This window comes from Kitasatospora sp. NPDC059648 (assembly GCF_042734825.1).
GTDB lineage: Bacteria > Actinomycetota > Actinomycetes > Streptomycetales > Streptomycetaceae > Kitasatospora.
In genome coordinates this window covers 1-20,435 of sequence record NZ_JBHWDU010000062.1, presented here as the reverse complement: position 1 = coordinate 20,435, position 20,435 = coordinate 1, and the positions used below count along the sequence as shown (strand labels likewise).

The window sequence follows — 20,435 nt, the reverse complement described above, 5'->3', positions numbered from 1 at the left end:
CGGGCGATGAGCCAGCCGGTGGCGGGGGGCCGGGGGGGGGGCCCCGGGCGGGGCGGGGGGGCGGGGGGGCGCCCGGCGGGGCGCGGCGGCCGGCCCGCACCTTCGGGGGTTACAGGACGTGGGTGAGGCGGTCGGTCAGCAGGCGGGTGAAGCGGGCCGGGTCGGGCAGGTCGCCGCCCTCGGCCAACAGTGCGCTGCCGTGGACGAGTTCGGCGATGTCGGTGAGCGCCGGGGCCTCGGGCCCGGCCTTGTGGGCCTGGTGCAGGGCGGTGACGAGGGGGTGGGTGGGGTTGACTTCGAGGATGCGCTTGACCGGCGGGAGCTCCTGGCCCATGGCCCGGTACATCTTCTCCAGGGTCGGGGTCAGGTCGTGGGCGTCGCCGACGAGGCACGCGGCGGAGGTGGTGAGCCGGGTGGACAGGCGGACCTCCTTGACGTGCTCGGCGAGGGTGGTCCGGAGCCAGCCGAGGAGGGCGGCGAAGTCCTCTTCGCGCCGGGCCTTCTCCGCCTTCGCCTCGTCGCTGTCGTCGCCGTCGGCGGGGCCGTCGAGGTCGACCTGGCCCTTGGCGATGGACTGGAAGCGGTGGCCGTCGAACGCGGGGATCTGGTCGGTCCAGACCTCGTCGACGGGGTCGGTGAGGATCAGCACCTCGTAGCCCTTGGCGGTGAAGGCCTCCATGTGCGGGGAGTTCTCCACCATCTGGCGGTTCTCACCGGTCAGGTAGTAGATGGTGTCCTGGCCGTCCTTCATCCGCTCGACGTACTCGCGCAGTGTGGTCGGCTGCTGCGCGTCGTGGGTGGAGGCGGCCGAGACCAGCTCCAGCAGGGTGTCGGCGTTGTCACGGTCCTCGATCAGGCCTTCCTTGAGGACCCGGCCGAACTGGTCCCACAGCTTGGTGTAGGCGTCGGCGTTCGCGGTCCGCAGGTCCCTGAGGGCGGCGAGGACCTTCTTGACGAGGCGTCGGCGCACGGCGGTGATCTGGCGGTCGTGCTGCAGGATCTCGCGGGAGACGTTGAGCGAGAGGTCGTGGGCGTCGACGACGCCCTTGACGAAGCGCAGGTAGTTCGGCATGAGCGCGTCGCAGTCGTCCATGATGAACACGCGCTTGACGTACAGCTGCACGCCCCGCTTGGTGTCGCGGGAGAACAGGTCGAACGGGGCGTGGGAGGGGATGAACAGCAGCGCCTCGTACTCGAAGGTGCCCTCGGCGCGCATGTGGATGGTTTCGGCGGGGTCCTGCCAGTCGTGGGTGATCTGCTGGTAGAACTCGTTGTACTCGGCCTGGGTCACCTCGCTGCGCGGGCGGGCCCACAGGGCCTTCATCGAGTTCAGCGTCTCGAAGGCGCTCGCGGCCGCGTTTCCGGTTCCACCCTCCGCGCCGTCCTCCGCGCCGTCCCCGGCACCGGTTCCGGCCTCCGTGCCGACGGGCACGGCGGCCATGCGGATGGGCCAGCGGATGAAGTCCGAGTACTGCTTGACGATCTGGCGGATCTTCCAGGCGGCCAGGTAGTCGCCGAGCCCGTCCTCGCCGTCCGCCGGCTTGAGGTGCAGCGTGACCGAGGTGCCCACCGGCAGGCCGTCGGCCGGCGCGATGGTGTACGTGCCCTCGCCGTCGGACTCCCACGAGGTGCCCTGGTCCGTCCCGGCGCGGCGGGTGCGCAGGGTGACCTTGTCGGCGACCATGAACGCCGAGTAGAAGCCGACGCCGAACTGACCGATCAGGCTCTGCGCCGCGTCCGCGTCCTTGGCCTCCTTGATCTTGGCCAGCAGACCGGCGGTGCCGGACTTGGCGATGGTGCCGATCAGGTCGACCACGTCGTCGCGCGTCATGCCGATGCCGTTGTCCCGGACCGTCAGGGTGCGGGCCTCCCGGTCGGCCTCCAGCGTGATGTGCAGGTCGGAGGTGTCGACGGCGAGGTCGCTGTCGGTCAGGGATTCCAGGCGGAGCTTGTCGAGGGCGTCGGAGGCGTTGGAGATCAGCTCGCGCAGGAAGATGTCCTTGTTCGAGTAGATCGAGTGGATCACCAGCTGCAGCAGCTGGCGGGTCTCCGCCTGGAACTCCAACGTCTCGGTGGGGCTGGCCACGGGCCGTGTCTCCTTCAGTGGAAAGGGGTCGGGTCGGTACGGGTCGCCCGGCGCCGGCTGCTGCTGTCGGCGCGCAGCTGTTCGGCCCGGACGGCGAGTTGGTCGAGGCGATCGGCGATCACCGGATGGTCCGCCGCCAGGAGCGGGCGGGTCTCGGCGAGGGGGCCGAGCAGCAGGGCGGGGTCGTTGTGGCCGAGTGCCTCCAGCAGGCGTTCCAGGGCGGGGGCCGCCGAGGAGCCGAGGCCCTCCAGGGCGCCGATCTGTCCGGCGAGTCGGCGCAGGTCGGCGGCGTTGGCACGGGCCCAGGTGGTGACCGCCCGGTCGCCGGCGCGCCGGTCGCGCGCGGCCCGGACGCGCTGCTCGCCGGTGCTGCCCGCCCCGGTGCCGGCGTCGCGGTCGGGGCGCAGCCGCAGGTAGCGGCGTTCGGCGGCCTGGCGGCTCTGGACACCCAGCGGTTCGGCGAGGTCACCCCAGGTGGCACCGGCGCCGCGGGCGGTCTCGATCAGGCCGGTCTCCCAGCCGGCGAGTTCCTCGCGGAGCCGGCGCAGCGTCATGAGCGCGGACAGGGCCTGCTGCGGGTCGTTCTGGCCCGTCGCGTCCGGTGGTGCGTGGCGGGCCGTCCGGGTGGCGGCGTCCATCACGCCCAGCGCGGCGGCGGCGGCCAGGAACGAAACCGGCCCCGCCCCGGGTGTGCCGGTGTGCTGAGGATCCATTCCGTCACTCTTTCGCTGACTCGTCTTCCCGTCATCGAACGGATGACAGGTTACAACGATTCCGGGGCGGGCTGCCGGGGTTTTGCCCGCCCGGGCGGACGGCGGGGCATCAGGCGCGGAAGGCCGCGAGCAGCTTGTCCGCGAGGCGGTCGAGGTGGTCGGGGGCGGTCGGGGTGCGGACGACCGCGAGGCGCCAGTAGAGCGGGCCGACGAGCAGGTCGAGCGCGAGTCCGCGATCCACGTCGGCGGGGAGTTCCCCACGGCCGACCGCCCGCTCCAGGAGCTGGGCGGCCTTGCCGCGTCGGGTGTCGCGGACGGCGGTGAACAGCGCGGCTGCCAGTTCGGGGGTGCGGCCGCTCTCGGCGATCAGGTCGGGGATGATCCGCGCGGCGAGCGGCTGGTTCAGCGCGTGGGCGACCTCCGCGAGGAAGGCGAGGACGTCGCCGCGCAGGGTTCCGGTGTCGGTGGGCCCGGAGTCGTCGACGGCGACGGCGGAGACCAGGTCGACGGTCATTTCCAGTTTGGACGCCCAGCGGCGGTAGATGGCCGCCTTGCCCGCGCCGGCTCGCTTGGCCACCGCCTCCAGGGACAGCCGCGCGTAGCCGGTCGCGGCCAGCTCCTCGAAGAACGCGGCGGCGATCGCCTCGGTCACCGAGTCCTGGAGCACGGGCCCGCCGGGGAGCCTGCGCCCGGGGGGGCGGCCGGGGGCGGGAGTCGGTGGCTGGGGCGCGGGCGTGGTGGGCATGCCCCGAACCTACCCGAGGCGGAACGGTTGCGTCTCGACTGGGCGAGGTCTACTGTCCATGAGCGTAGACGAGACGGAACCGTTCCGTCTCGACAATTGGCAGGAGGCGCACCATGCGATTCCGTTTCGAGGACGAGTCGTTCTCCTTCGAGGCCCTGCGCGCGGCCGGTTTCGCCAACGACGGCGGCGCCGACCTGGGCGAGATCCTGACCACCCTGCGCAACATCGGCGAAGGCGACGAGGAGGCCTGGCTGCGCGAGTGGAGGAGGACCGCACAGCGCGTCCACGCCATCGGCACCGGTGCCCTCGCCGCCGGCCACCGGGTCAGCGCCCGCGAGGCCCTGCTGCGCGCGTCGAACTACTACCGCACCGCCGAGTTCTACCGCCGCGACGACCCCGCCCACGACCCCGAGGTCAAGGCGCTCTCCGCGCTCTCCCGCGAGACCTTCGCCACCGCCGCCGGACTCCTGGACACCCCCGTCGAGGCGGTGCGCGTCCCGTACCAGGACACCACCCTGCCCGGGTACCTCTTCCTCGTCGACGACTCCGGGCTCCCCCGCCCGACCGTCGTCTTCACCAGCGGCTTCGACTCCACCCTGGAGGAGGCCTACTTCGCCATCGGCGCGGCCGCGCTGCGCCGCGGCTACAACGTGCTGGCCTACGACGGTCCCGGCCAGGGCGCCGCGCTGCGCGAGCAGGGGCTCGTCTTCCGTCCCGACTGGGAGGCTGTGGTCACCCCGGTGGTCGACTACGCGCTCAGCCGCCCCGAGATCGCCCCCGACCGGCTCGCGCTGTTCGGCTACAGCCTCGGCGGCTACCTCGCCGCCCGGGCCGCCGCCCACGACCACCGACTCGCCGCCCTCGTCCTGGACGACGGCCTGTACGACTACCACGACGCCCACACCCGCATGATGCCGCCGTTCCTGCGGGACTGGATCGAGACCGGTCGCGACGACCTCGCCGACCCGGTGACGGCCCTGCTGATGCAGGCGAGCACCCAGCTCCGCTGGGCGCTGCGCAACGGTGTGTGGGCCTTCGGCGCCGCCACCGCCGCGGACTACATCCGGAAGACCGCCGCCTACACCCTCGACGGCGTCGCCCACCTCGTCGAGTGCCCCACCCTTGTCCTCGACGCCGAGAACGACCAGTTCTTCCGCGGCCAGCCCCAGCGGGTGCAGGCCGCCCTCAGCTGCCCCACCACCCTGGTCACCCTCCGGGAATCCGAGGGCGCGGGCGAGCACTGCCACGTGGGAGCCATGTCCCGCTTCCAGCAGGTCACCTTCGACTGGCTCGACACCACCCTCGCCTCGCCCGCCGCGGGCGCGGCCTGACCGGGCGGTGCCCCCCCCACCCGCCGCCTTCCCGGTCCGGGACCACCGGGCGGGGCAACCGGGCCTCCGCGCGAGCGAGTTCCGACCAGAGGTAGCAGCGCCGCCCCCACCGAGGGCGAAGCAGGCGCTGACGGCGCTCCCCCGGGCAGCTGGCTCGCCCTCGCCGACGGCCGCGTCCTCGGCACCGGCCCCACCCCCGGCCGTGCCCGCCGCGACGCCCGCCGCAACGGTGAGGACACGCCCACGACGGCGCGGATGGTCTGAGGCCGCGGTCCCGGACGCCGCCGACCATCCCCCGGCAGCGCGGCGAAGCTGTAGTCGGCAGCGCATCCTCAGGGGTGCGCCCGCCGCTCGACCGCCGTGCGCCGTGAGAGAGGACGCCTGCCATGACCGGACCGGCCGTTCGGACGCCGCCACCTGCGGCCCGAATCCGCGCATCGGACGACGATGGCGCCCGCGATCTCAGCCGAGGGTGGCGTCGAGGAAGGCACGCCAGGCCGAGTGGACGCGCTCGGCATGGGTGCCGCCCTCGCCTGCCAGGAGGTCCAGGAGCAGGCCGCGCAGGACGGCGAGGACCACCGTGGCGTTCGCTCCGGTGCCCTCCAGCGCCCGGTCCAGCGGCGGCAGCCACTCCTCCAGTGAGGCGGTGCCGAAGTCGCGCCAGGGCTCGGTGCGGTCGAAGGCCCGCACGTACCCTTCGAAGAACAGGCGCAGCGCGCCCCGGTGTCCGGCGTCCGTCAGCCACTCCCAGAGCAGTTCGAGGGTCTCGCGGGCGCTGCCGCCCTCGGCCGCCGAGCGTTCCAGCAGGGCGAGCTGTTCGGCCCGGCCGACGGCCAGGACCTCACGGACCAGCTCCTCCTTCGACCCGAACAGGTAGAGCAGCACGCGGGGGCTGGAGCCGATCTCCGCCGCCAGCGGGCGGAGCGATAGGTCGGACACGTTGTGATCGGCGACGTAGCGCACGGTCGCGGCGAGGAGGTCCTCGCGGCGCATCGAGGGACGGCGCGGGGACGGGCGGGAAGGCGCGTTGGCGGGGAAGGACACGTGGTCTATCGTTCCACTGAAACGAGTGTTTCACTGGAAGGGGATGCCCGCCATGGCCACCGCACCCGGAATCGCGACCGTCCGCGAGGCCGACCGGCCCGGGGACCTCGGCGCCGTCGCCGCCCTGCACGGCATCCTCTACACCCGCGAGTACGGCATGGACGCGACCATGGAGGCCTATGTCGCCGCGGGCATGGCCGAGTTGGTCCTGGCCCGCATCGTCGAGGGCAGCGCGGCGCCCGGCCGCCTCTGGGTCGCCGAGATCGACGGCAGGGTGGTCGGCGCGGCGGGCCTCGTCCGGGCCGAGGAGCGCCCGGGCTGGGGGCAGTTGCGCTGGGTGCTCCTCGACCCGGCCGCCCGGGGCCGGGGGCTGGGCCGGCGGCTGCTGGAGATCGCGCTGGGCGAGGCCCGCGCCCGCTCGTACGAAGGCGTGCTGCTGTGGACGGTCACCGGCCTCGACGCCGCCCACCACCTGTACGCGAAGGCCGGTTTCGAGCTCACCGTCTCCCGCCCGGCCCACAAGTTCGGGCTCGACACCGTGGAGCAGCGGATGGACCTGCGGTTCTGAGTGCCCCACCGCTCGCCACCCGGCGGCAGCGGCCCGCCGGCCCGGCCACACCGGCGCGCGGGCCGGCCGGTCCACCGGGGCCCGGCGCAGCGCCCGCGGGTCGGCGTAGCCGAGGCGCAGGGCGATCGACTGGACCGGGAGCCGCGTCTCCCGGAGCAGGTGGGCGGCCTGTTCGCGGCGGACCGCGTCGATCTCCTCGCGCCAGGTCGTGCCGTGGCCGCTGGGCCTGCGCTGCAGGGTCCGCGGGCTCACCGCGAACCGGCCGGCGACGCGCTCCAGCGAGAAAGGGGCTGCCGCTGCAGCGGAAGCCGACGGCGATCCTCGGCGCCGCTCCGACCAACTTCGGCTCGGTCCGGGCGCAGCTCGCGCTTCGGCAGGTGTTCGTCTGGACGCACACCGACGTCGTGGTCAAGCCCGAGGTCATCGTCCTCCTCTCGCACGAGCGGTTCGACGACGAGGGCAACCAGGTCGACGAGGGCACCATCGCGCTCCTCCAGGACCTCCTCGGGGCGCTCAGGCAGAAGATCACCGGGGCCCGCGCACAGGCCCGAACCGCCCGCTCCCGCCTGCCCTTCTGGACGGACGCGTCTGGAATCGCCCTTCGGCTGGACAGTCGTCATGTCTGGACGGACGACCTGACGGGCATACAACCGGCAACCGGCGACGGGCCCGACCGTGACTCCCCCACGAGTGCGATCGGGCCCCTGCCGGCAACCGGGCCTGGGCGTGACTCCCCCCACGGAGTGGCGGCCAGGCCCGCTGATTTCTCAACCAGCGACACGCAGCGTACATGCCATCTCTACTCAACGCTACCTCACGGTCGAGGATGGCCGATCGGCACACCGTCCCGCGGGCTATCGCGCGGGCGGCCCCGCTTCCTCGGTGGCCGCGACGGCCCGTCGCAGGGTGTCCCGCGCTTGGTCCAACTCCTCGGCGCGGCGGTCGAGTTCGGCGAGCTGCGCGCGCAGCTTGGCGAGCACGCCCGGGCAGGCGAGCAGCGGGCCGTCCGGCCGGCCGCAGGGCAGGACCTGGCCGATCAGTCGGGTGGGCAGGCCGGCCGCGAGCAGCGCGCGGATCTGGCGGACGGTCTGCTCGGCGGAGGGCTCGTAGTCGCGGTAGCCGTTGGGCAGCCGGGTCGAAGCGAGCAGGCCGACGGATTCGTAGTACCGGATCAGGCGCTCGCTGGTGCCGGTGCGCTGGGACAGCTGTCCGATCCGCATGGTCGTTCGCTCCCCGTCCTGTTTGACCTTGTCACGGTGTCAGGGTTGCAGACTAGGGCACGGCGGCGGGAGGCCGCCCAGAAGGACGGCACTGACCAGGAGAAACGTTGATCATCGACGCCCACAGCCACGTTCACGACCCGCTGGAGAGCCACCTCGCACTGCTCGACGAGGCCGGGGTCGACCGTGCGGTGCTCTTCGGCACCCGGCCGCACCCCGAACGGGCCGTCGATCTCGCCTCGTTCAAGCGGGAGATGAGCGTTCTCCACGCGACGGTCAGCGGACAGTCAGCGGGCGCCGGGGCGCACGAGGCGGCGATGCGGGAGCTGGCGGCGGCCTGCGCGGCGCACCCGGACCGGTTCATCGGCTTCGGCAAGGTGCGGCTGGACGTGCCGGCCGGGCAGATCGCCGCGGAGGTGGAGCGGGACGTGGCCGCCCGGGGCTTCCGGGGCATCGGCGAGCTGACGCCGCCGCCGGACGGCGCGGGGCTGGTCGAGCCGGTCCTGCGCGCCTCGGCCGACCACGGCGGACTGCCGGTGGTGGTGCACGGGTTCGCGCCGACCACCGCCGATGACCTGGCGACGCTGGCCGGCCTCGCCCGCCGCCACCCGAGCGTCCCGGTCGTGGTCAGCCAGCTCGGCGGCCTCAACTGGCTGACGGCGATCGAGCTCGCCCGGGAGACCCCCAACCTCTACCTGGAACTGTCCACCACCAACGTGGTGTTCGCGCTGCGCCTGGCCCTGCGGGAGGTGCCCGACCGGACGGTCTTCGGCTCGGACGCCCCGTACGGGGACCCGGTCCTGACCCGTGCCCTGGTCGAACGCGTCACCCCGCCCGGCGAACTGCGCGACCGCGTCCTCGGCGGCACCTTCGCCGAACTCCTGGGCTTCTGAGCCCGATTGCGGCGCCCCACATGATCTCCGCTCGCCCCTCACGGGGGTGGGGGCGAGCGGTTCACGTCCGGGAGTCGCTGCTGCCCCGTCCGTGAACGCCTCAAGGCGCCACTACTCGGCCGGATCCCCGGCCGGCACCGCTTCCGCCCGCCGCTCCGGCCCCGCCTGCCACTGGGGGTGCTCCCGATCGGCCCAGCTCCGCTCGACCAGCCCGGTGCGCATCCCGAGCCGTGACTCCCGGTCCCGCCAGGCCATCCGGACGTGTCCGGCGACCACGACGGCGATGGCGGCGGCCAGCCAGTCGTGCACGAAGGTCGCGCCGGTGCGCCAGGAGGGCGGGGCGAGGTGGGTGAGCCACATCAGCAGTCCGGTGCCGAGGATCACCAGCATCGAGCCGAGCGTCCACTGCGCGTACAGCTTCTGCCCGGCGTTGAACTTGCCCGCCGGCCGGTGCGCGGCCCGGGTCCGGACGGCCCGCAGCCACTGCCAGTCCGCCGGGGTGAAGCGGCTGAGCCGCGCGGCGTCCGCCCGCACCGCCCGGGAGGCGAGGCCGAGCAGCAGCGGCACGGGCAGGGCCAGGCCGCACCAGACGTGCAGGGTGACCACCAGCGGGCGGTTGCCGACCAGTTCGGCGAGCGGCGCGAGGTAGAGGCAGCCGGCCGTGGCCAGGCAGACGCCCATCAGCGCGGCCGTGGCGCGGTGCACCCAGCGCTCGGCGCGGGTGAAGCGCAGGACCAGCTCAGCTCGTCGGTGCATCGTCCCGCCCGTTCGACCGGCCGACCCAGGCGTCGACGTCATAACCGTTGCCCTCCCAGTACCCGGGCTGCACCGCGTCGGTGACGGTGATGCCCGAGAGCCACTTCGCGGACTTGTAGAAGTACATCGGTGCGACGTACAGCCGCACCGGCCCGCCGTGCTCGTGGGAGATCGGCTCGTCCCGCAGGCGCAGCGCGACGAGCACGTCGTCCCGCCGGGCCTGGTCGAGGGTGAGGCTCTCGGTGTACGCGCCGTCGAAGCAGCTGAAGCGCACGGCCTTGGCACCCGGCCGCACCCCGGCGGCGTCGAGGAGGTGGGCGAGCGGCACCCCCTCGAAGGGGGTGTGCGGCACCCGCCAGCCGGTGACGCACTGGACGTCCCTGACCAGCCGCCGCTGCGGCATGGCCTGGAGGTCGGCCAGCCGGTGGGTGGCGGGGCGCTCGACCAGGCCGTCCACGGTGAGGGTGTAGTCCGTCGCGTCCCGCTCGGGGACGGAGGTCACCACCGAGTAGTACCGGAAGCCGTTGTTGCCGGGCAGCAGCCCGGTCAGACCGCTCGGGTCCCGTTCCGCCAGCCCGGATTCCACCCGTTGCAGGAACGGTCCGGCGGCGACGCCGACCGCCCCGAGTCCGAGCAGTCCGAGCACCACCCGGCGCCCGACCGGGGTGCCCCGGTCCTCTTCGTGCGTTGTGTCCACAGGACGATTCGACCAGGTCGACCCGCACCGGGGCCAGTGCCGGGCGGGTTCGGTCACCGCGGTCGAATACGGGTGGGGGTATATTTGACGAGTCAGTCCATCGCCGGGGGGCCTTGAGAAGGGAACACGGCATGTGCCGTCGAGTCGCCTGCCGCACCTGCGGGAAGCCGACCTACGCCGGGTGCGGGATGCACGTCGAACAGGTGCTGGCCGGGATCCCCGCGTCCCAGCGGTGCTCCTGTCCGCCGAAGGAGCGGACGCCCCGGAGCCGGCTCGGACGGCTGTTCGGGCGCCACTGACGCCCACGACCCCTGCTGGGCCGAGGACGCTCCGGCGCGAGGAGCGCTTCGAGGTCGACGAACCCCGAGGTCCACCGCGCTGCGAGGTCCACCACGCTCCGAGGTCGACAACGGTCCGACGCGAAGAGCGTTCCGACGTGAAGAACGCCACGGCGACCCGGCTTCTGCCGGGTCGGTCCAGCATGTCATCATCTGAAGACATCATTCGATGACATCGATTGATGACATCCTCGGCCACCTGTGCCCGGGGATCGCCGGGGCCGGGTGTTCCTCCCCGGTGCGGACTCTCGAACCGTGACGAAGGGGGGCGCGTCCATGGAGTCCCGACCGGGCCGGTCGCGGCGCGAGCGGGCCCTGGTGCCCGTACTGGTCTTCCTCAGCGCCGTGGTGGCGGTGATCAGCAGCCTCGGCGCACCGATGATCCCGACCATCGCCACCGTCGACCACGTCTCGCTGGCCGAGGCCCAGTGGTCGCTGACCATCACGATGCTGGTCGGGGCGCTCGCCACCCCGGTGCTGGGCCGCCTCGGCGACGGGCCCGACCGCCGTACGGTCACCCTGGTGGCCGCCGCCCTGGTGGTGCTCGGCAGCGTGCTGGCCGCGCTGCCGCTCGGCTTCTGGTGGCTGATCGCCGGGCGGGCGCTCCAGGGCGTCGGGGTGGGCCTGACCCCGCTGGCCATCGCCACCGCGCGGGACGCCCTGCCCGCCGCCGCGTCCCGCTCGGCGGTCGCGCTGCTCTCCATCACCACCGTGGCCGGCGTCGGCCTCGGCTACCCGATCACCGGGCTGATCTCCCAGTCCTTCGGCCTCCACGCCGGCTTCTGGTTCGGCGCCGTGATCAGCGGCCTGGCGCTGGTGCTGGCCGCGCTCGTGCTGCCCGAGCCGGAGGAGCGCGAGCGGCGGCCGCTGGACGTGCTCGGCACCGCACTGCTGAGCCTCGCCCTGGTCGGGCTGCTGCTGGTGCTCAGCGAGGGCGAGAGCTGGGGCTGGGCCGGCGGTCGGCTGTGGACCGTGGCGGCCGTCTCGCTGCTGCTGCTCGCCGGCTGGGTCCGGCACGAACTGCGCACCGCCCATCCGCTGATCGACCTGCGCAGCCTCAGGAACCCCGTCGTACTGACCGCCGACGTGGCCGGCCTGGTCGCGGGGGTCGGGATGTACCTGCTGATCTCGCTGGTCATCCGCTACGTCCAGACCCCGACCGGCACCGGCTACGGCCTGGGCGCCTCCGTCGTGGTCGCCGGACTGGTCCTGCTGCCGTTCTCGGGAGCCAGCCTGCTGTCCAGCAAGCTCGTCCCGGTCCTGACCCGGCGCGCCTCCTCCGCCCTGGCCCTGCCGATCGGCTGCGCCGTCTCGCTCGGCTCGGTGCTGTTCTTCCTCTTCGCCCGCGACCACCTGTGGGGGCACTTGGTGGTGATGGGCATCGCCGGGCTCGGCGTCGGCTGCACCTTCGCCGTGATGCCCGGACTGATCGTCGCCGCGGTGCCCTCGAACGAGGTCGGCAGCGCCGTCAGCTTCAACCAACTGCTGCGCACCATCGGCTACTCCACCGGCAGCGCCCTGTGCGGTGCCGTCCTCCAGGCCCACACCGCCCCGGGGCGGCTGCTGCCCGCCGACAGCGGCTACCGGGACGCGGCGCTGATCTCCTGCGCGGTATGGGTGGCGGTCGGCCTGATTACGATCGTCCTGCCGCGGTTCAGTGCCGCGGCCGCCGCCCGGAAGGGTGCGCGGGTCGACGAGGAGCTGATGGTGGAAGAGAGCATCGCCGACGGCGTGGCCGGCGAGGGCGAGGTGCCCGTGGTGCGGGCGGGGGCGGACCGGTGACCGCCGCGGCTGACGGGGCCACCGAGCGGCCCGTCGACCGTCCGTTCGCCGGAGCCGGTGACGGCACGGAGCCCTCGGCGCCCCGGCGGCGGGACGCCGCGCGCAGCCGGGAGCTGCTGGTCCGGGCGGCGCTGGAACTCTTCGCCGAGCGCGGCTTCGACCGCACCACCACCCGGGAGATCGGTGAACGGGCCGGGGTGGACCCGGCGTTGATCGCCCGGTACTTCGGCGGCAAGACCCAGCTCTACCTGGCCACCGTCCGGCTCGAAGTCGGCGACGGGGCACCGGCCGACCTGCTGGAGGAGGAGCGGCTGCGCACCCTGCTGGTGCGCATCGCCCAGCGCGGGCCCGGCCCGTCCTTCCAGGCCGCGGTGCTGCCCGGCGACAACACCGAGGTGCAGCAGGCCTCCCGCACCTACCTCCACGAGCGGATGGTGCGACCGCTGCACGACCGCTTCGTCGCCGAGCAGGTGGACCGGCCCCTGCTGCGGGCCGAGCTGGCGGCAGCCGCCTTCGCCGGGATCGTCCTGGCCCGCTCCAGCGGGGCGTTCGGCGAACTCTCGGCGGCCGACCCGGAGGAACTGCTGCCGCTGCTGCGCGACCTGCTGGCCGCCAGCCGCCCGGCCCGGCCCCCGGTCGGGCCCCCGGCCTGACCCCCGACCTGCCCCTCGGCCTGACTCCCGGCCTGACTCCCGGTCGGCCCGGGGAACCCCGCGCACCGGAGCGTCCGGTGCGCGGGGTTCGCGGCTACCTCTTCCAGGGGCGGGCGAACTCGTGCAGCGCCGCCACCGCGGCCGGGGCGAGCGCGTGCTCGTTGACCGGCGCGCCGGCCGGGTGCAGGAAGTGGTCCACGCCGTCCAGGGTGCGCAGGCCCGGGCCACCGGTGTGCGCCCGGGCCAGGGCATCGAGCAGCGGCGGCACGGTCGCGCAGGGCACCTTGGCGTCGGCCGTACCGCAGGTGACGGTGACCCGGGTGCCGGGGCGGACCTCCCGGGCGACGTCCGGTGGGTACACCGCGTCGTCGCTGCGGACGAAGCGGGCGTCGTTCGAGCCGAAGAGCGCGTCCAGCAGCTCGGCGAGCGGCGGCAGCAGAGTGCTGGTGTCGGCGGGGCGGCCGGCCCGGAAAGCCGCGACGGCCGCGGCCAGGGCCGCCTTGTTCGCCCGCGCCGCCTCCTCGGTGACCTGCCCGGCCGCGACCGCCTGGTCGAGCTGACCGTTCAGCTGGGCGGCCAGGACGTCCAGCAGCCGCTCGTCCTGCGGGGCGAGCAGCGCGAGGCCGGCCGGCGCGGGCCGGACGGTACGGGCGACGAGCAGCGCCTGCATCCCGCCCTCGCTGTGGCCGACCACCAGCATCGCGTGCCGGTCGGCCTCCGGCTGGTCGCGCAGGGCGGTGTAGGCCGCGGCGGCCTGGCGGGTGAAGGCGGCCAGGTCCAGCCGGCCCGGGTCGCCCTGGTAGGCGCCGGCACCGGTGCGGCCGGTGAAGTACTTGTCGAAGCGCAGCGTCATCACACCGTCGTCGCCCAGGGTGTCGGCGACCGCCGCCAAGGTCCCCGGGGTGAGCGCGGGCGGCTCGTCGCCGTTGCGGTCGGTCGGGCCGCTGCCGGGCAGCAGCAGGGCGGCGGGCAGCCGGTGTCCGGCCCGGTGGGCCGGGACGTGCAGGGTGCCGTAGGCCGTGGTGCCGTCGATGGTGAACCTGATCTCGCGGTCCGCCGCGGGAACCGGAGCCGTCCCTGATTCGGCCGGCCCCGGTCCTGCCGCGCTCGCGGCAGGCGCGGCCAGCCCCGTCGCGGTGACCGCGGCGAGCAGGGCGGCAGTCACCGAGGAACGCCAACGCATCTTTCCCCCCAGGAAGTTGAGCCGACAGGCGTGCGGCCCCCAGACTACGACCGGGCCGGTTCCGGGCCCGGACCCGGGCCCCCTGCTGTCAGTTCCCCGCGTGCCCGGCCTGCCCGGCCTGCCCCGCCAGCTCCCGCTGCCGGTGCTCCCGGGGCGAGAGCCCGTACGCGGCCCGGAAGGAGCGGCTGAAGTCGTCGGCCCGCGGGATGCCCCAGCGGGCGGCGACGGCGTGGATCGGGGTGGCGCGCTGCGCCGGGTCGGCGAGGTCGCGGCGGGCCCGCTCCAGGCGCTGGCTCCGGATCCAGGCGGCGACCGTCTCCCCCGCCGACTGGCGGCTGAACACCCGGTGCAGCTGGCTGACGGAGATGTGGTGCGCGGCGGCGATCGTGGCCGGCGACAGCCCGGGGTCGTGCAGGTTGCGCCGGACGAAGGCCCGTACGCCCTCCACCAGGGCCCGCTGGCGGGCGTCGTCCGGCACCGCGGCCTCGGTGTCGAGTTCCCGGCCCAGCCAGGCGGCGACCAGGTCCAGCACGACCGCCCCCAGTCGGGCCGCCTCGGCCGGCCCCAGGGCGGCGGCCTGCCGGTCCAGCCCGAGCAGGAACTCCGACAGCAGCGCCGCCGAGCCCGTCCGCGCCGGGAACCCGCGGCCGAGCAGGTCGCGCAGCCGCCGCGGGGGCAGCGGCAGCAGGGCGGCGGGGAAGTCGATGCCCACCCCGGAGACCCGGGGCTCGGCCCGGCCTGCGGTGGGGCCGCCGAAGGTCCGCAGGTCGTACGGGGTCGAGCTGTCGACCAGGTGCAGGTCGCCCGGTACGAGCGTCTCCGTCCGGCCTGCGCCGCGGGTCAGCGTCATGCTGCCCTCCTGAAGGAACGACAGGTGGTAGACGCCCTCGTCCGAGCGCCGCACCATGCGCTCGGTGCGCCGGAACCGCACCGAGGGGAAGGACGTCCCGAGGAGCACCACGTCGCCCAGTTCGGAACGCCTCAGCTCCGCGCGGAAGTCATCGGCGTGGACGCTGGTCGCGTCGCACGCCCGCGTCCGCTCCAGCAACTCCCGCCAGCAGTCGAAGCGTTCCTTCGCGGGCAGCTCCTCGCCGCGGAACACCGTCGCCAACCCTGCAGCCACTTCCGCCCCTTCAAACCCTTCGAGCCGTCAGGCCCGGTGATCGACCGGTCCGTGATCGACCGGTCCGCGGTCGGGCGCGGCCTTGTCGAGCGCGACCTGCGGCGGCGCGGTCGCAACCTCGGGGTCGTTCTCCTCGATCCGGTCCAGCAGCCGGGCGACGGCGTCGGTACGCTCGCGGAGCACCGCGACGTGCTCCGCCCGGTCGTCCTGCGCCGCGGCCTCGGCCGGCCGGACCGGTATGCCGCGCTGCCGGGCCGTCGCGATCAGGCTCTCCCCCGCCCGGCCCACGACGACCAGCGTGGCCGCCGCGAAGCAGCCCGCGTCCAGGGTGCGCGGCCGGCCGAGCAGGCCCCGGTGGACGATCCGGGCCGGTACGGTCAGCTCGTCCAGCCGCTGGTCGACCGAGCCGCGCTCGAGCGCCGCGAGGACCACCGTGGCCAGCGCTTCACCTGCCCTTGTGACGGCCCACTTGCGGCCGGGCACCGGCGGGAGGAACTCGCGGATCCGGTCCACGTCCTGCTCCAGGGCAGTGGTGGTCAGCACCTCGAAGGCGTTGCGGGTGCGGATCTCGACGACCTTGTCCCACTCCACCTCCTCACCGTCGAAACCGACCTTCGACGGCCCCAGGTGCACGGCGCCGTACCCGTCGAGCAGCCCGAGCAGCTTGTGCGCCACCGCCGGTGTCCTGGGGTGACGGCCGATCAGCGTGCCCAGCGACAGCCTCCACGGCTCGGTGCACGGCACCTGCGGCGGCGCGACGGAGCCGAGCGCAGCGAGCGCCCAGCGCCCACCCGCCGCCGATCGCCCGCCCCGCAGCACGGCCTGCCGCCCGGCCTCCCCCAGCTCGGCCGCCGCCCCGACCAGCCGCCCCAGCCCGGCCGCCCACTCGCCCCTGCCCACCCCGCTCGCCCTCTCTTCGCCGAACCCACAGGTCGGCAATAGTACGGCGGCACTCCTCGGGCCCGTCCTCGCGCTCCCGCCCGCGGGGCGACGCCCCCTCAGCCTCCGGCCGGGAGGCGCCCCGCACGGCTCCTACCTCCGCCTCCCGTTCCACCCCTCCTCACACGGTTCCGCCGCCCTCCGAACGGACAACGGGAGTTCGAAGCCGGCCCTCGGGCCCTGCCCGCGCGGGCTCAGCCCGTCGGGTGGGAGGGAGTGCTGCCGGGGCGGTGCTGGAGGTCGATCGGGCTGTCGCCGTTGTTCGGAACGTCGGTGCCCGGCACCGCCCGATGGGCGGGACCGACCGCCCCCGTCGCGTACGGTGTGGCCGGTCACCGGGCCGAGGGCCGCGAGCCCCAGCACGGGACCGGAATCCCGACCCATCTCCCGAGGAAGGCCGCACCCCGCCGTGAACCACCCGCCCAAGGCCCCCGCCCCCAGCCGTCCGCACCGGTGGCAGTCGACGGCCGGCGCCGCGCTCGTCCTGTTCGCGGCCCTGGCCGCACTGCTGGCCGGGCGGAGCTGGGCGCCGTACGGCTTCGAGCGGGACGCCGACGACTGGTCCGCCGCGCACCGGCCGTCCGCCGCCCGGACGGTGGCCGTGGTGATCACCTCGCTCGGGTCCGGCGCGGTGCCCTACCTGCTGGCCCTGGCCGCGGGGGCCGTCGCGCTCCTGGCCCTGCCCGCACCCCGCCCACCGCGCCGGGCGGCGCTGTTGTTCCTCGCCCCGCTGCTGTGGCTCGTCCTGGGCCAGCTCCTGCGCACGGGACTGATGCAGGTCTTCGCCCGCCCCCGCCCGCCGCGTCCGAACTGGGCCGCCGACGCGTCCGGCTTCTCCTTCCCCTCCGGGCACTCCTTCACCTCAGCGGTCTGCGCCGGCCTGCTCGCCCTGGCCGTGGCCAAGGCCCGCCCGACGGCGGCGCGGGCCGCCGCCGCGATCGCCGTCGTCTTCGCGGCCGCGGTCGGCCTGAGCCGGATCTACCTCGGGGTGCACTGGCCGCTGGACGTCCTCGGCGGCTGGCTGCTCGCCGCCGCCTGGCTCGCCCTGGGCACGGCGGCGGTCCGTCGGGGAGCCCGGGCGGGCCGTCGTGCACGATGAACGGCGACCGGGCTGTCACACGCCCCCGCCCCCACCGCGTTACCAAGGCATGGATCAAGAATCGGCCGAACCGCCGTGGCCGGAGTTCCCGGACTTCGTCGCCTCCCGCGCCCGGCATCTGCTGCGCACCGCCTTCCTGCTCACCGGAGGTGACACCCACCTCGCCGAGGACCTCGTGCAGGAGGCGCTCGGCCGGATCTACCTCAAGTGGCGGAAGATATCCCGGCTGGACAACCCCAGCGGTTACGCGCAGACCGTGCTGGTCAACACCTTCCTGTCGTACCGGCGCAAGCGCAGCGCCTCCGAGCGCGTCACCGACGAGTTCCCCGAGGTCGGCGTGCACGACCCGGACCCGGCCCTGCGGCTGACGCTGCTGCGCGCCCTCGCCGAACTGCCCGCGCCGGACCGCGCCGTGCTGGTGCTCCGCTTCTGGGAGGACCGCAGCGTCGAGGAGACGGCCGCCGCCCTGCGGTTGAGCGGCACCGCCGTCCGCACCCGCTGCCGCCGGGCGCTCGCCCGGCTGCGCACGGTGCTGGGCGACGACATCGAGACCGCCCTGGGCGGCTCCGCGGGAACGTACGGAACCGATGCCACCAGCGGGCCCAACCCCTCCTCCGAGAAGACGGTGCTGCGCCATGCCCACTGACGACGAGTTCGGCGACGCGTTCGCCGACGGCTTCGCCCGCGCCCTGCACGGCGCCGCCGAGCTGGCCCCCGAACCGGTGCAGCACACGCTCGCCGCCCAGGCCGAGCAGCGGGGCCGCCTCCGTCGCCGCCGTCGGCGCACCGCCGTCGCGGCCGGGCTGGCGGTGCTGCTGGCCGGGGCCGGCGGCTTCACCGCGCTCGGCGGGGGCCCGACCGGGCTCATCGGGCCGGCCACCCAACCGGGCCCCACCGGGCCCGAGATGTCGACGCGGGAGTTCATCACCCTGGTCACCGACCTGCTGCCGAAGGGCACGGTGAAGGAGCTCAACACCGACGGCCCGGCGAAGCTCGGCGGGCACACGACCGGTGCCACCCTGTTGTTCGACGACGGGGCCGGGGCCAGCATCGTCCGGTTCTCGGCGGAGCGGACGAACCTGCGTCCCGACGCGGGCGCGGTCTGCATGGACGGGTTCCAGACCCCGCAGGACTCCTGCGACCGAACGGTCCGGCCGGACGGTTCCGTGCTGGTGGTCGACAAGCTGCGGAGCGACAGCACCCCGGGCGGCCGCGAGTGGCGGGTCACCTGGGCAGCCCCGGACGGCCGCCGGGTCTCGTTCACCGAGTACAACGGGCAGCCGGCCACGGCGAACCGGCCGAACCCGCCGCTGGCCGACACCGCCCGACTGACGGAGCTGGTGACCGATCCCGCCTGGGACCGGGTCTTCGCCGCGCTCGCCCCGGTCAAGGACGCGCCGAAGCCGGACGTGGCCCCGCAACCCGCGCCGTCCGCCGGCGGCCCGTCCAACGCCGACCTGCTCGCCAAGCTCGTCCCGCTACTGCCCGCCGGGGCCGAGGTCGAGCAGCAGGACCCCGGGCACGCCACGCTCACCGTCACCTACCAGGGCCGTACCAGCATGCTCCAGGTGGGCGCGGACCCGGCCTCCGAGCGCGGCCGGGACGAACTCGCGACCATGGACCGGGACCCCCTGACCCCGCTGGAGGCCCGGGAGAGGCGGCCGGACGGGACGCTCGTCGTCACCAACCGCTTCGGCAACGGGAAGACCGCGACCAACCCGGTCCTGCACTGGACGGCGGCCGTGCACTACCCGGACGGCAGCCAGCTGCGGCTCTCGGAGTGGAACGGCGAGAACGGGTACACCTTCAGGCCCGGCGATCCGGCCCTCGACGTGGACCTGCTGAAGGCGGTCGTGACCGCCCCGGCCTGGCGCTCCTGACCGCTCCTTCCCTTATACGAAACGGCGGCCCGACAGGGGGAGTCGACGCTCCCACCTGCCGGGCTGCCGCGCGTTCGCCCGTATCGGCACCCTGCGAACGCCCGGCAAGAGGCAGTTGACGTAACGTCAGACCGATGGATCACGACACTCGTGACGACGTACGAGGAGAGGTAACGACGATGCCCGGCCCAGCACACATCGCCATGGTGAACATCCCGGCGCACGGCCACGTGAACCCCAGCCTGGAGGTGGTCCGGGAGCTGGTCTCCCGTGGCCACCGGGTCAGTTACGTGAACGACCCGTCGTTCGCCGAGCAGATCGAGGCCACCGGCGCCCGGCTCGTGCCCCACGAGACGGGCCTGCCGGTCCTCAAGGGAGCCGTCCAGCCCGGGGTCAATGTGCACAGCATGATCTTCGACGAGGCGCAGGTGATGCTGCCGCTGATGCGGAAGGCGTTCGAGGACGACCGCCCCGACCTCGTCCTGTACGACTTCATGGCGTACGCCGGGCGGGTCCTGGCCGACAGCTGGGGCGTGCCGTCCATGCTGATCTCGCCGTCCCGGGTCGCCACCGCGGACCCCGAGGTCGAGCCGTTCCGAACGGTCATGAAGGCGCTGGAGGCGGACGACGTCCCGGAGCGGTTCGCGCGCTGGCTGGCCGCCAACGGAGTGCCGCCCCGCGACATCTTCACGTACATGCTGCGGCCGGACCGCGGGATCGCGCTCATCCCCCGGGCCCTCCAGACCGGGATGGCGGAGGTCGACCCCGAGGTCTTCTCCTTCGCCGGGCCCTGCCTCGGCAACCGGGAGCACCAGGGGAGTTGGACCAGGCCGCAGGACGCGCAGAAGGTGCTGCTGGTCTCGCTCGGCTCCGCCTTCACCCACCAGCCCGCCTTCTACCGTGCCTGTCTGGAGGCCTTCGGCGGCCTGTCCGGCTGGCACGTGGTGCTCCAGATCGGCAGGTCGACCGACCCGGCCGAGCTGGGCCCGGTCCCGGCCAACGTCGAAGTGCACCCGTGGGTGCCGCAGTTCGCGGTGCTCCGGCAGGCCGACGCGTTCATCACCCACGCCGGGATGGGCGGGTGCAGCGAAGGCCTGTACTGCGGGCTGCCGATGGTCGCGGTGCCGCAGGCCGCCGACCAGTTCGAGAACGCGGACCGGTTGGTCGAACTCGGCGTCGCCCGGCGCCTGGACACCGAGCTGGCCACCGCCGACGCGCTGCGCTCCGCCGTACTGGAGCTGACCGAGGACCCGAAGGTGGCGGCCCGGCTGGCGGAACTCGGCGCGGAGGTCCGGGCGGGTGCCAGCGTCAGCAGGGCCGCCGACCTGGTCGAGGCCGCGCTGGTCTGACCGCTCCCGCTCACGCCGTCGGCCACCGCCCGTTCC

The 20,435-nt window shown here is 74.2% G+C and carries 20 protein-coding genes and 1 pseudogene; 9 read left to right on the top strand and 12 right to left on the bottom strand.

Annotated elements, in window-relative coordinates; translation table 11 throughout:
- Positions 1-109: 109 nt before the first annotated feature.
- The 3 genes from htpG to ACFV1W_RS28735 form a co-directional block, all read right to left on the bottom strand.
- A complete protein-coding gene (gene htpG / locus ACFV1W_RS28745) occupies positions 110-2,086 on the bottom strand; it encodes a molecular chaperone HtpG (protein ID WP_380420152.1) in 1,977 nt (658 codons plus the stop codon).
- Between the two features lie 14 nt (positions 2,087-2,100).
- Positions 2,101-2,799, bottom strand: a complete 699-nt coding sequence (locus ACFV1W_RS28740) for a hypothetical protein (protein ID WP_380420151.1) — start codon at positions 2,797-2,799, stop codon at positions 2,101-2,103.
- A 109-nt stretch (positions 2,800-2,908) separates the two neighbouring features.
- Positions 2,909-3,544 carry a TetR-like C-terminal domain-containing protein gene (locus ACFV1W_RS28735; RefSeq protein WP_380420150.1) on the bottom strand — a complete coding sequence of 212 codons (636 nt, stop codon included), beginning with the start codon at positions 3,542-3,544 and terminating at the stop codon, positions 2,909-2,911.
- Positions 3,545-3,657: 113 nt separating this feature from the next.
- Between ACFV1W_RS28735 and ACFV1W_RS28730 the strand changes: the two genes are divergently transcribed.
- A complete protein-coding gene (locus ACFV1W_RS28730) occupies positions 3,658-4,875 on the top strand; it encodes an alpha/beta hydrolase family protein (protein ID WP_380420149.1) in 1,218 nt (405 codons plus the stop codon).
- Between the two features lie 462 nt (positions 4,876-5,337).
- Here ACFV1W_RS28730 and ACFV1W_RS28725 read toward each other — a convergent pair whose 3' ends face one another.
- Complete coding sequence (locus ACFV1W_RS28725; RefSeq protein WP_380420148.1) at positions 5,338-5,919, bottom strand: TetR/AcrR family transcriptional regulator; 582 nt, start codon at positions 5,917-5,919, stop codon at positions 5,338-5,340.
- Between the two features lie 52 nt (positions 5,920-5,971).
- Here ACFV1W_RS28725 and ACFV1W_RS28720 point away from each other — a divergent pair, with 52 nt between their 5' ends.
- Positions 5,972-6,487 (top strand): GNAT family N-acetyltransferase, encoded by a 516-nt coding sequence (locus ACFV1W_RS28720; protein WP_380420147.1) that lies wholly within the window; start codon positions 5,972-5,974, stop codon positions 6,485-6,487.
- Positions 6,488-6,625: 138 nt separating this feature from the next.
- On the opposite strand, the pseudogene ACFV1W_RS28715 reads toward ACFV1W_RS28720, so the two are convergent.
- The 3 genes and pseudogenes from ACFV1W_RS28715 to ACFV1W_RS28705 all read right to left on the bottom strand — a co-directional run.
- Positions 6,626-6,739, bottom strand: a pseudogene (locus tag ACFV1W_RS28715) (hypothetical protein); the annotation flags it as partial.
- Entirely contained in the window at positions 6,736-7,107 is a 372-nt protein-coding gene (locus tag ACFV1W_RS28710; RefSeq protein ID WP_380420146.1) for a hypothetical protein, read from the bottom strand. The pseudogene ACFV1W_RS28715 and the gene ACFV1W_RS28710, both read right to left, overlap by 4 nt.
- A gap of 234 nt (positions 7,108-7,341) precedes the next feature.
- Positions 7,342-7,707: a MerR family transcriptional regulator gene (locus ACFV1W_RS28705; protein ID WP_380420145.1), complete on the bottom strand. Its 366-nt coding sequence runs from the start codon at positions 7,705-7,707 to the stop codon at positions 7,342-7,344.
- Between the two features lie 107 nt (positions 7,708-7,814).
- Between ACFV1W_RS28705 and ACFV1W_RS28700 the strand changes: the two genes are divergently transcribed.
- Entirely contained in the window at positions 7,815-8,600 is a 786-nt protein-coding gene (locus ACFV1W_RS28700; RefSeq protein WP_380420144.1) for an amidohydrolase family protein, read from the top strand.
- 111 nt (positions 8,601-8,711) lie between these two features.
- Here the strand turns inward: ACFV1W_RS28700 and ACFV1W_RS28695 are convergent, their stop codons facing one another.
- Together ACFV1W_RS28695 and ACFV1W_RS28690 are read right to left on the bottom strand one after the other, a co-directional pair.
- The gene (locus tag ACFV1W_RS28695) at positions 8,712-9,356 is read right to left on the bottom strand and encodes a cytochrome b/b6 domain-containing protein (protein WP_380420143.1); all 645 of its coding nucleotides are present in this window, start codon (positions 9,354-9,356) and stop codon (positions 8,712-8,714) included.
- Positions 9,340-10,053: a molybdopterin-dependent oxidoreductase gene (locus ACFV1W_RS28690; protein ID WP_380420142.1), complete on the bottom strand. Its 714-nt coding sequence runs from the start codon at positions 10,051-10,053 to the stop codon at positions 9,340-9,342. Before ACFV1W_RS28690 ends, ACFV1W_RS28695 begins: the two co-directional genes overlap by 17 nt.
- Before the next feature lie 614 nt (positions 10,054-10,667).
- On the opposite strand from ACFV1W_RS28690, the gene ACFV1W_RS28685 reads away from it, so the two are divergent.
- Both ACFV1W_RS28685 and ACFV1W_RS28680 read left to right on the top strand, forming a co-directional pair.
- Positions 10,668-12,173: an MFS transporter gene (locus tag ACFV1W_RS28685; protein WP_380420141.1), complete on the top strand. Its 1,506-nt coding sequence runs from the start codon at positions 10,668-10,670 to the stop codon at positions 12,171-12,173.
- On the top strand, positions 12,170-12,826 hold the full coding sequence (locus tag ACFV1W_RS28680) for a helix-turn-helix domain-containing protein (RefSeq protein WP_380420140.1): 657 nt from the start codon (positions 12,170-12,172) through the stop codon (positions 12,824-12,826). The genes ACFV1W_RS28685 and ACFV1W_RS28680 overlap by 4 nt, the downstream gene beginning before the upstream one ends.
- A gap of 94 nt (positions 12,827-12,920) precedes the next feature.
- On the opposite strand, the gene ACFV1W_RS28675 is transcribed toward ACFV1W_RS28680, so the two are convergent.
- The 3 genes from ACFV1W_RS28675 to ACFV1W_RS28665 all read right to left on the bottom strand — a co-directional run bounded on the left by ACFV1W_RS28675 (position 12,921) and on the right by ACFV1W_RS28665 (position 16,032).
- On the bottom strand, positions 12,921-13,991 hold the full coding sequence (locus ACFV1W_RS28675; protein ID WP_380420139.1) for an alpha/beta hydrolase family protein: 1,071 nt from the start codon (positions 13,989-13,991) through the stop codon (positions 12,921-12,923).
- Positions 13,992-14,097: 106 nt separating this feature from the next.
- A complete protein-coding gene (locus ACFV1W_RS28670; RefSeq protein WP_380420138.1) occupies positions 14,098-15,132 on the bottom strand; it encodes a helix-turn-helix domain-containing protein in 1,035 nt (344 codons plus the stop codon).
- Between the two features lie 27 nt (positions 15,133-15,159).
- Positions 15,160-16,032, bottom strand: a complete 873-nt coding sequence (locus ACFV1W_RS28665; protein WP_380420137.1) for a hypothetical protein — start codon at positions 16,030-16,032, stop codon at positions 15,160-15,162.
- Positions 16,033-16,480: 448 nt separating this feature from the next.
- Between ACFV1W_RS28665 and ACFV1W_RS28660 the strand changes: the two genes are divergently transcribed.
- The 4 genes from ACFV1W_RS28660 (at position 16,481) to ACFV1W_RS28645 (ending at position 20,399) form a co-directional block, all read left to right on the top strand.
- Positions 16,481-17,170, top strand: a complete 690-nt coding sequence (locus ACFV1W_RS28660) for a phosphatase PAP2 family protein (RefSeq protein ID WP_380420136.1) — start codon at positions 16,481-16,483, stop codon at positions 17,168-17,170.
- Positions 17,171-17,219: 49 nt separating this feature from the next.
- Entirely contained in the window at positions 17,220-17,816 is a 597-nt protein-coding gene (locus tag ACFV1W_RS28655; protein ID WP_380420135.1) for a SigE family RNA polymerase sigma factor, read from the top strand.
- Positions 17,806-19,050: a hypothetical protein gene (locus ACFV1W_RS28650; protein ID WP_380420134.1), complete on the top strand. Its 1,245-nt coding sequence runs from the start codon at positions 17,806-17,808 to the stop codon at positions 19,048-19,050. The genes ACFV1W_RS28655 and ACFV1W_RS28650 overlap by 11 nt, the downstream gene beginning before the upstream one ends.
- Positions 19,051-19,229: 179 nt before the next feature.
- Entirely contained in the window at positions 19,230-20,399 is a 1,170-nt protein-coding gene (locus ACFV1W_RS28645) for a macrolide family glycosyltransferase (RefSeq protein ID WP_380420133.1), read from the top strand.
- Positions 20,400-20,435 lie beyond the last annotated feature (36 nt).

What these genes read in the sequence shown, in the direction of transcription:
- ACFV1W_RS28740 (WP_380420151.1), bottom strand. Translation starts at nt 2,799, where the DNA reads ATGGATCCTCAGCACACCGGCACACCCGGGGCGGGGCCGGTTTCGTTC.
- ACFV1W_RS28735 (WP_380420150.1), bottom strand. Translation starts at nt 3,544, where the DNA reads ATGCCCACCACGCCCGCGCCCCAGCCACCGACTCCCGCCCCCGGCCGC.
- ACFV1W_RS28730 (WP_380420149.1), top strand. Translation starts at nt 3,658, where the DNA reads ATGCGATTCCGTTTCGAGGACGAGTCGTTCTCCTTCGAGGCCCTGCGC.
- ACFV1W_RS28720 (WP_380420147.1), top strand. Translation starts at nt 5,972, where the DNA reads ATGGCCACCGCACCCGGAATCGCGACCGTCCGCGAGGCCGACCGGCCC.
- ACFV1W_RS28710 (WP_380420146.1), bottom strand. Translation starts at nt 7,107, where the DNA reads ATGACGACTGTCCAGCCGAAGGGCGATTCCAGACGCGTCCGTCCAGAA.
- ACFV1W_RS28705 (WP_380420145.1), bottom strand. Translation starts at nt 7,707, where the DNA reads ATGCGGATCGGACAGCTGTCCCAGCGCACCGGCACCAGCGAGCGCCTG.
- ACFV1W_RS28695 (WP_380420143.1), bottom strand. Translation starts at nt 9,356, where the DNA reads ATGCACCGACGAGCTGAGCTGGTCCTGCGCTTCACCCGCGCCGAGCGC.
- ACFV1W_RS28685 (WP_380420141.1), top strand. Translation starts at nt 10,668, where the DNA reads ATGGAGTCCCGACCGGGCCGGTCGCGGCGCGAGCGGGCCCTGGTGCCC.
- ACFV1W_RS28655 (WP_380420135.1), top strand. Translation starts at nt 17,220, where the DNA reads ATGGATCAAGAATCGGCCGAACCGCCGTGGCCGGAGTTCCCGGACTTC.
- ACFV1W_RS28650 (WP_380420134.1), top strand. Translation starts at nt 17,806, where the DNA reads ATGCCCACTGACGACGAGTTCGGCGACGCGTTCGCCGACGGCTTCGCC.
- ACFV1W_RS28645 (WP_380420133.1), top strand. Translation starts at nt 19,230, where the DNA reads ATGCCCGGCCCAGCACACATCGCCATGGTGAACATCCCGGCGCACGGC.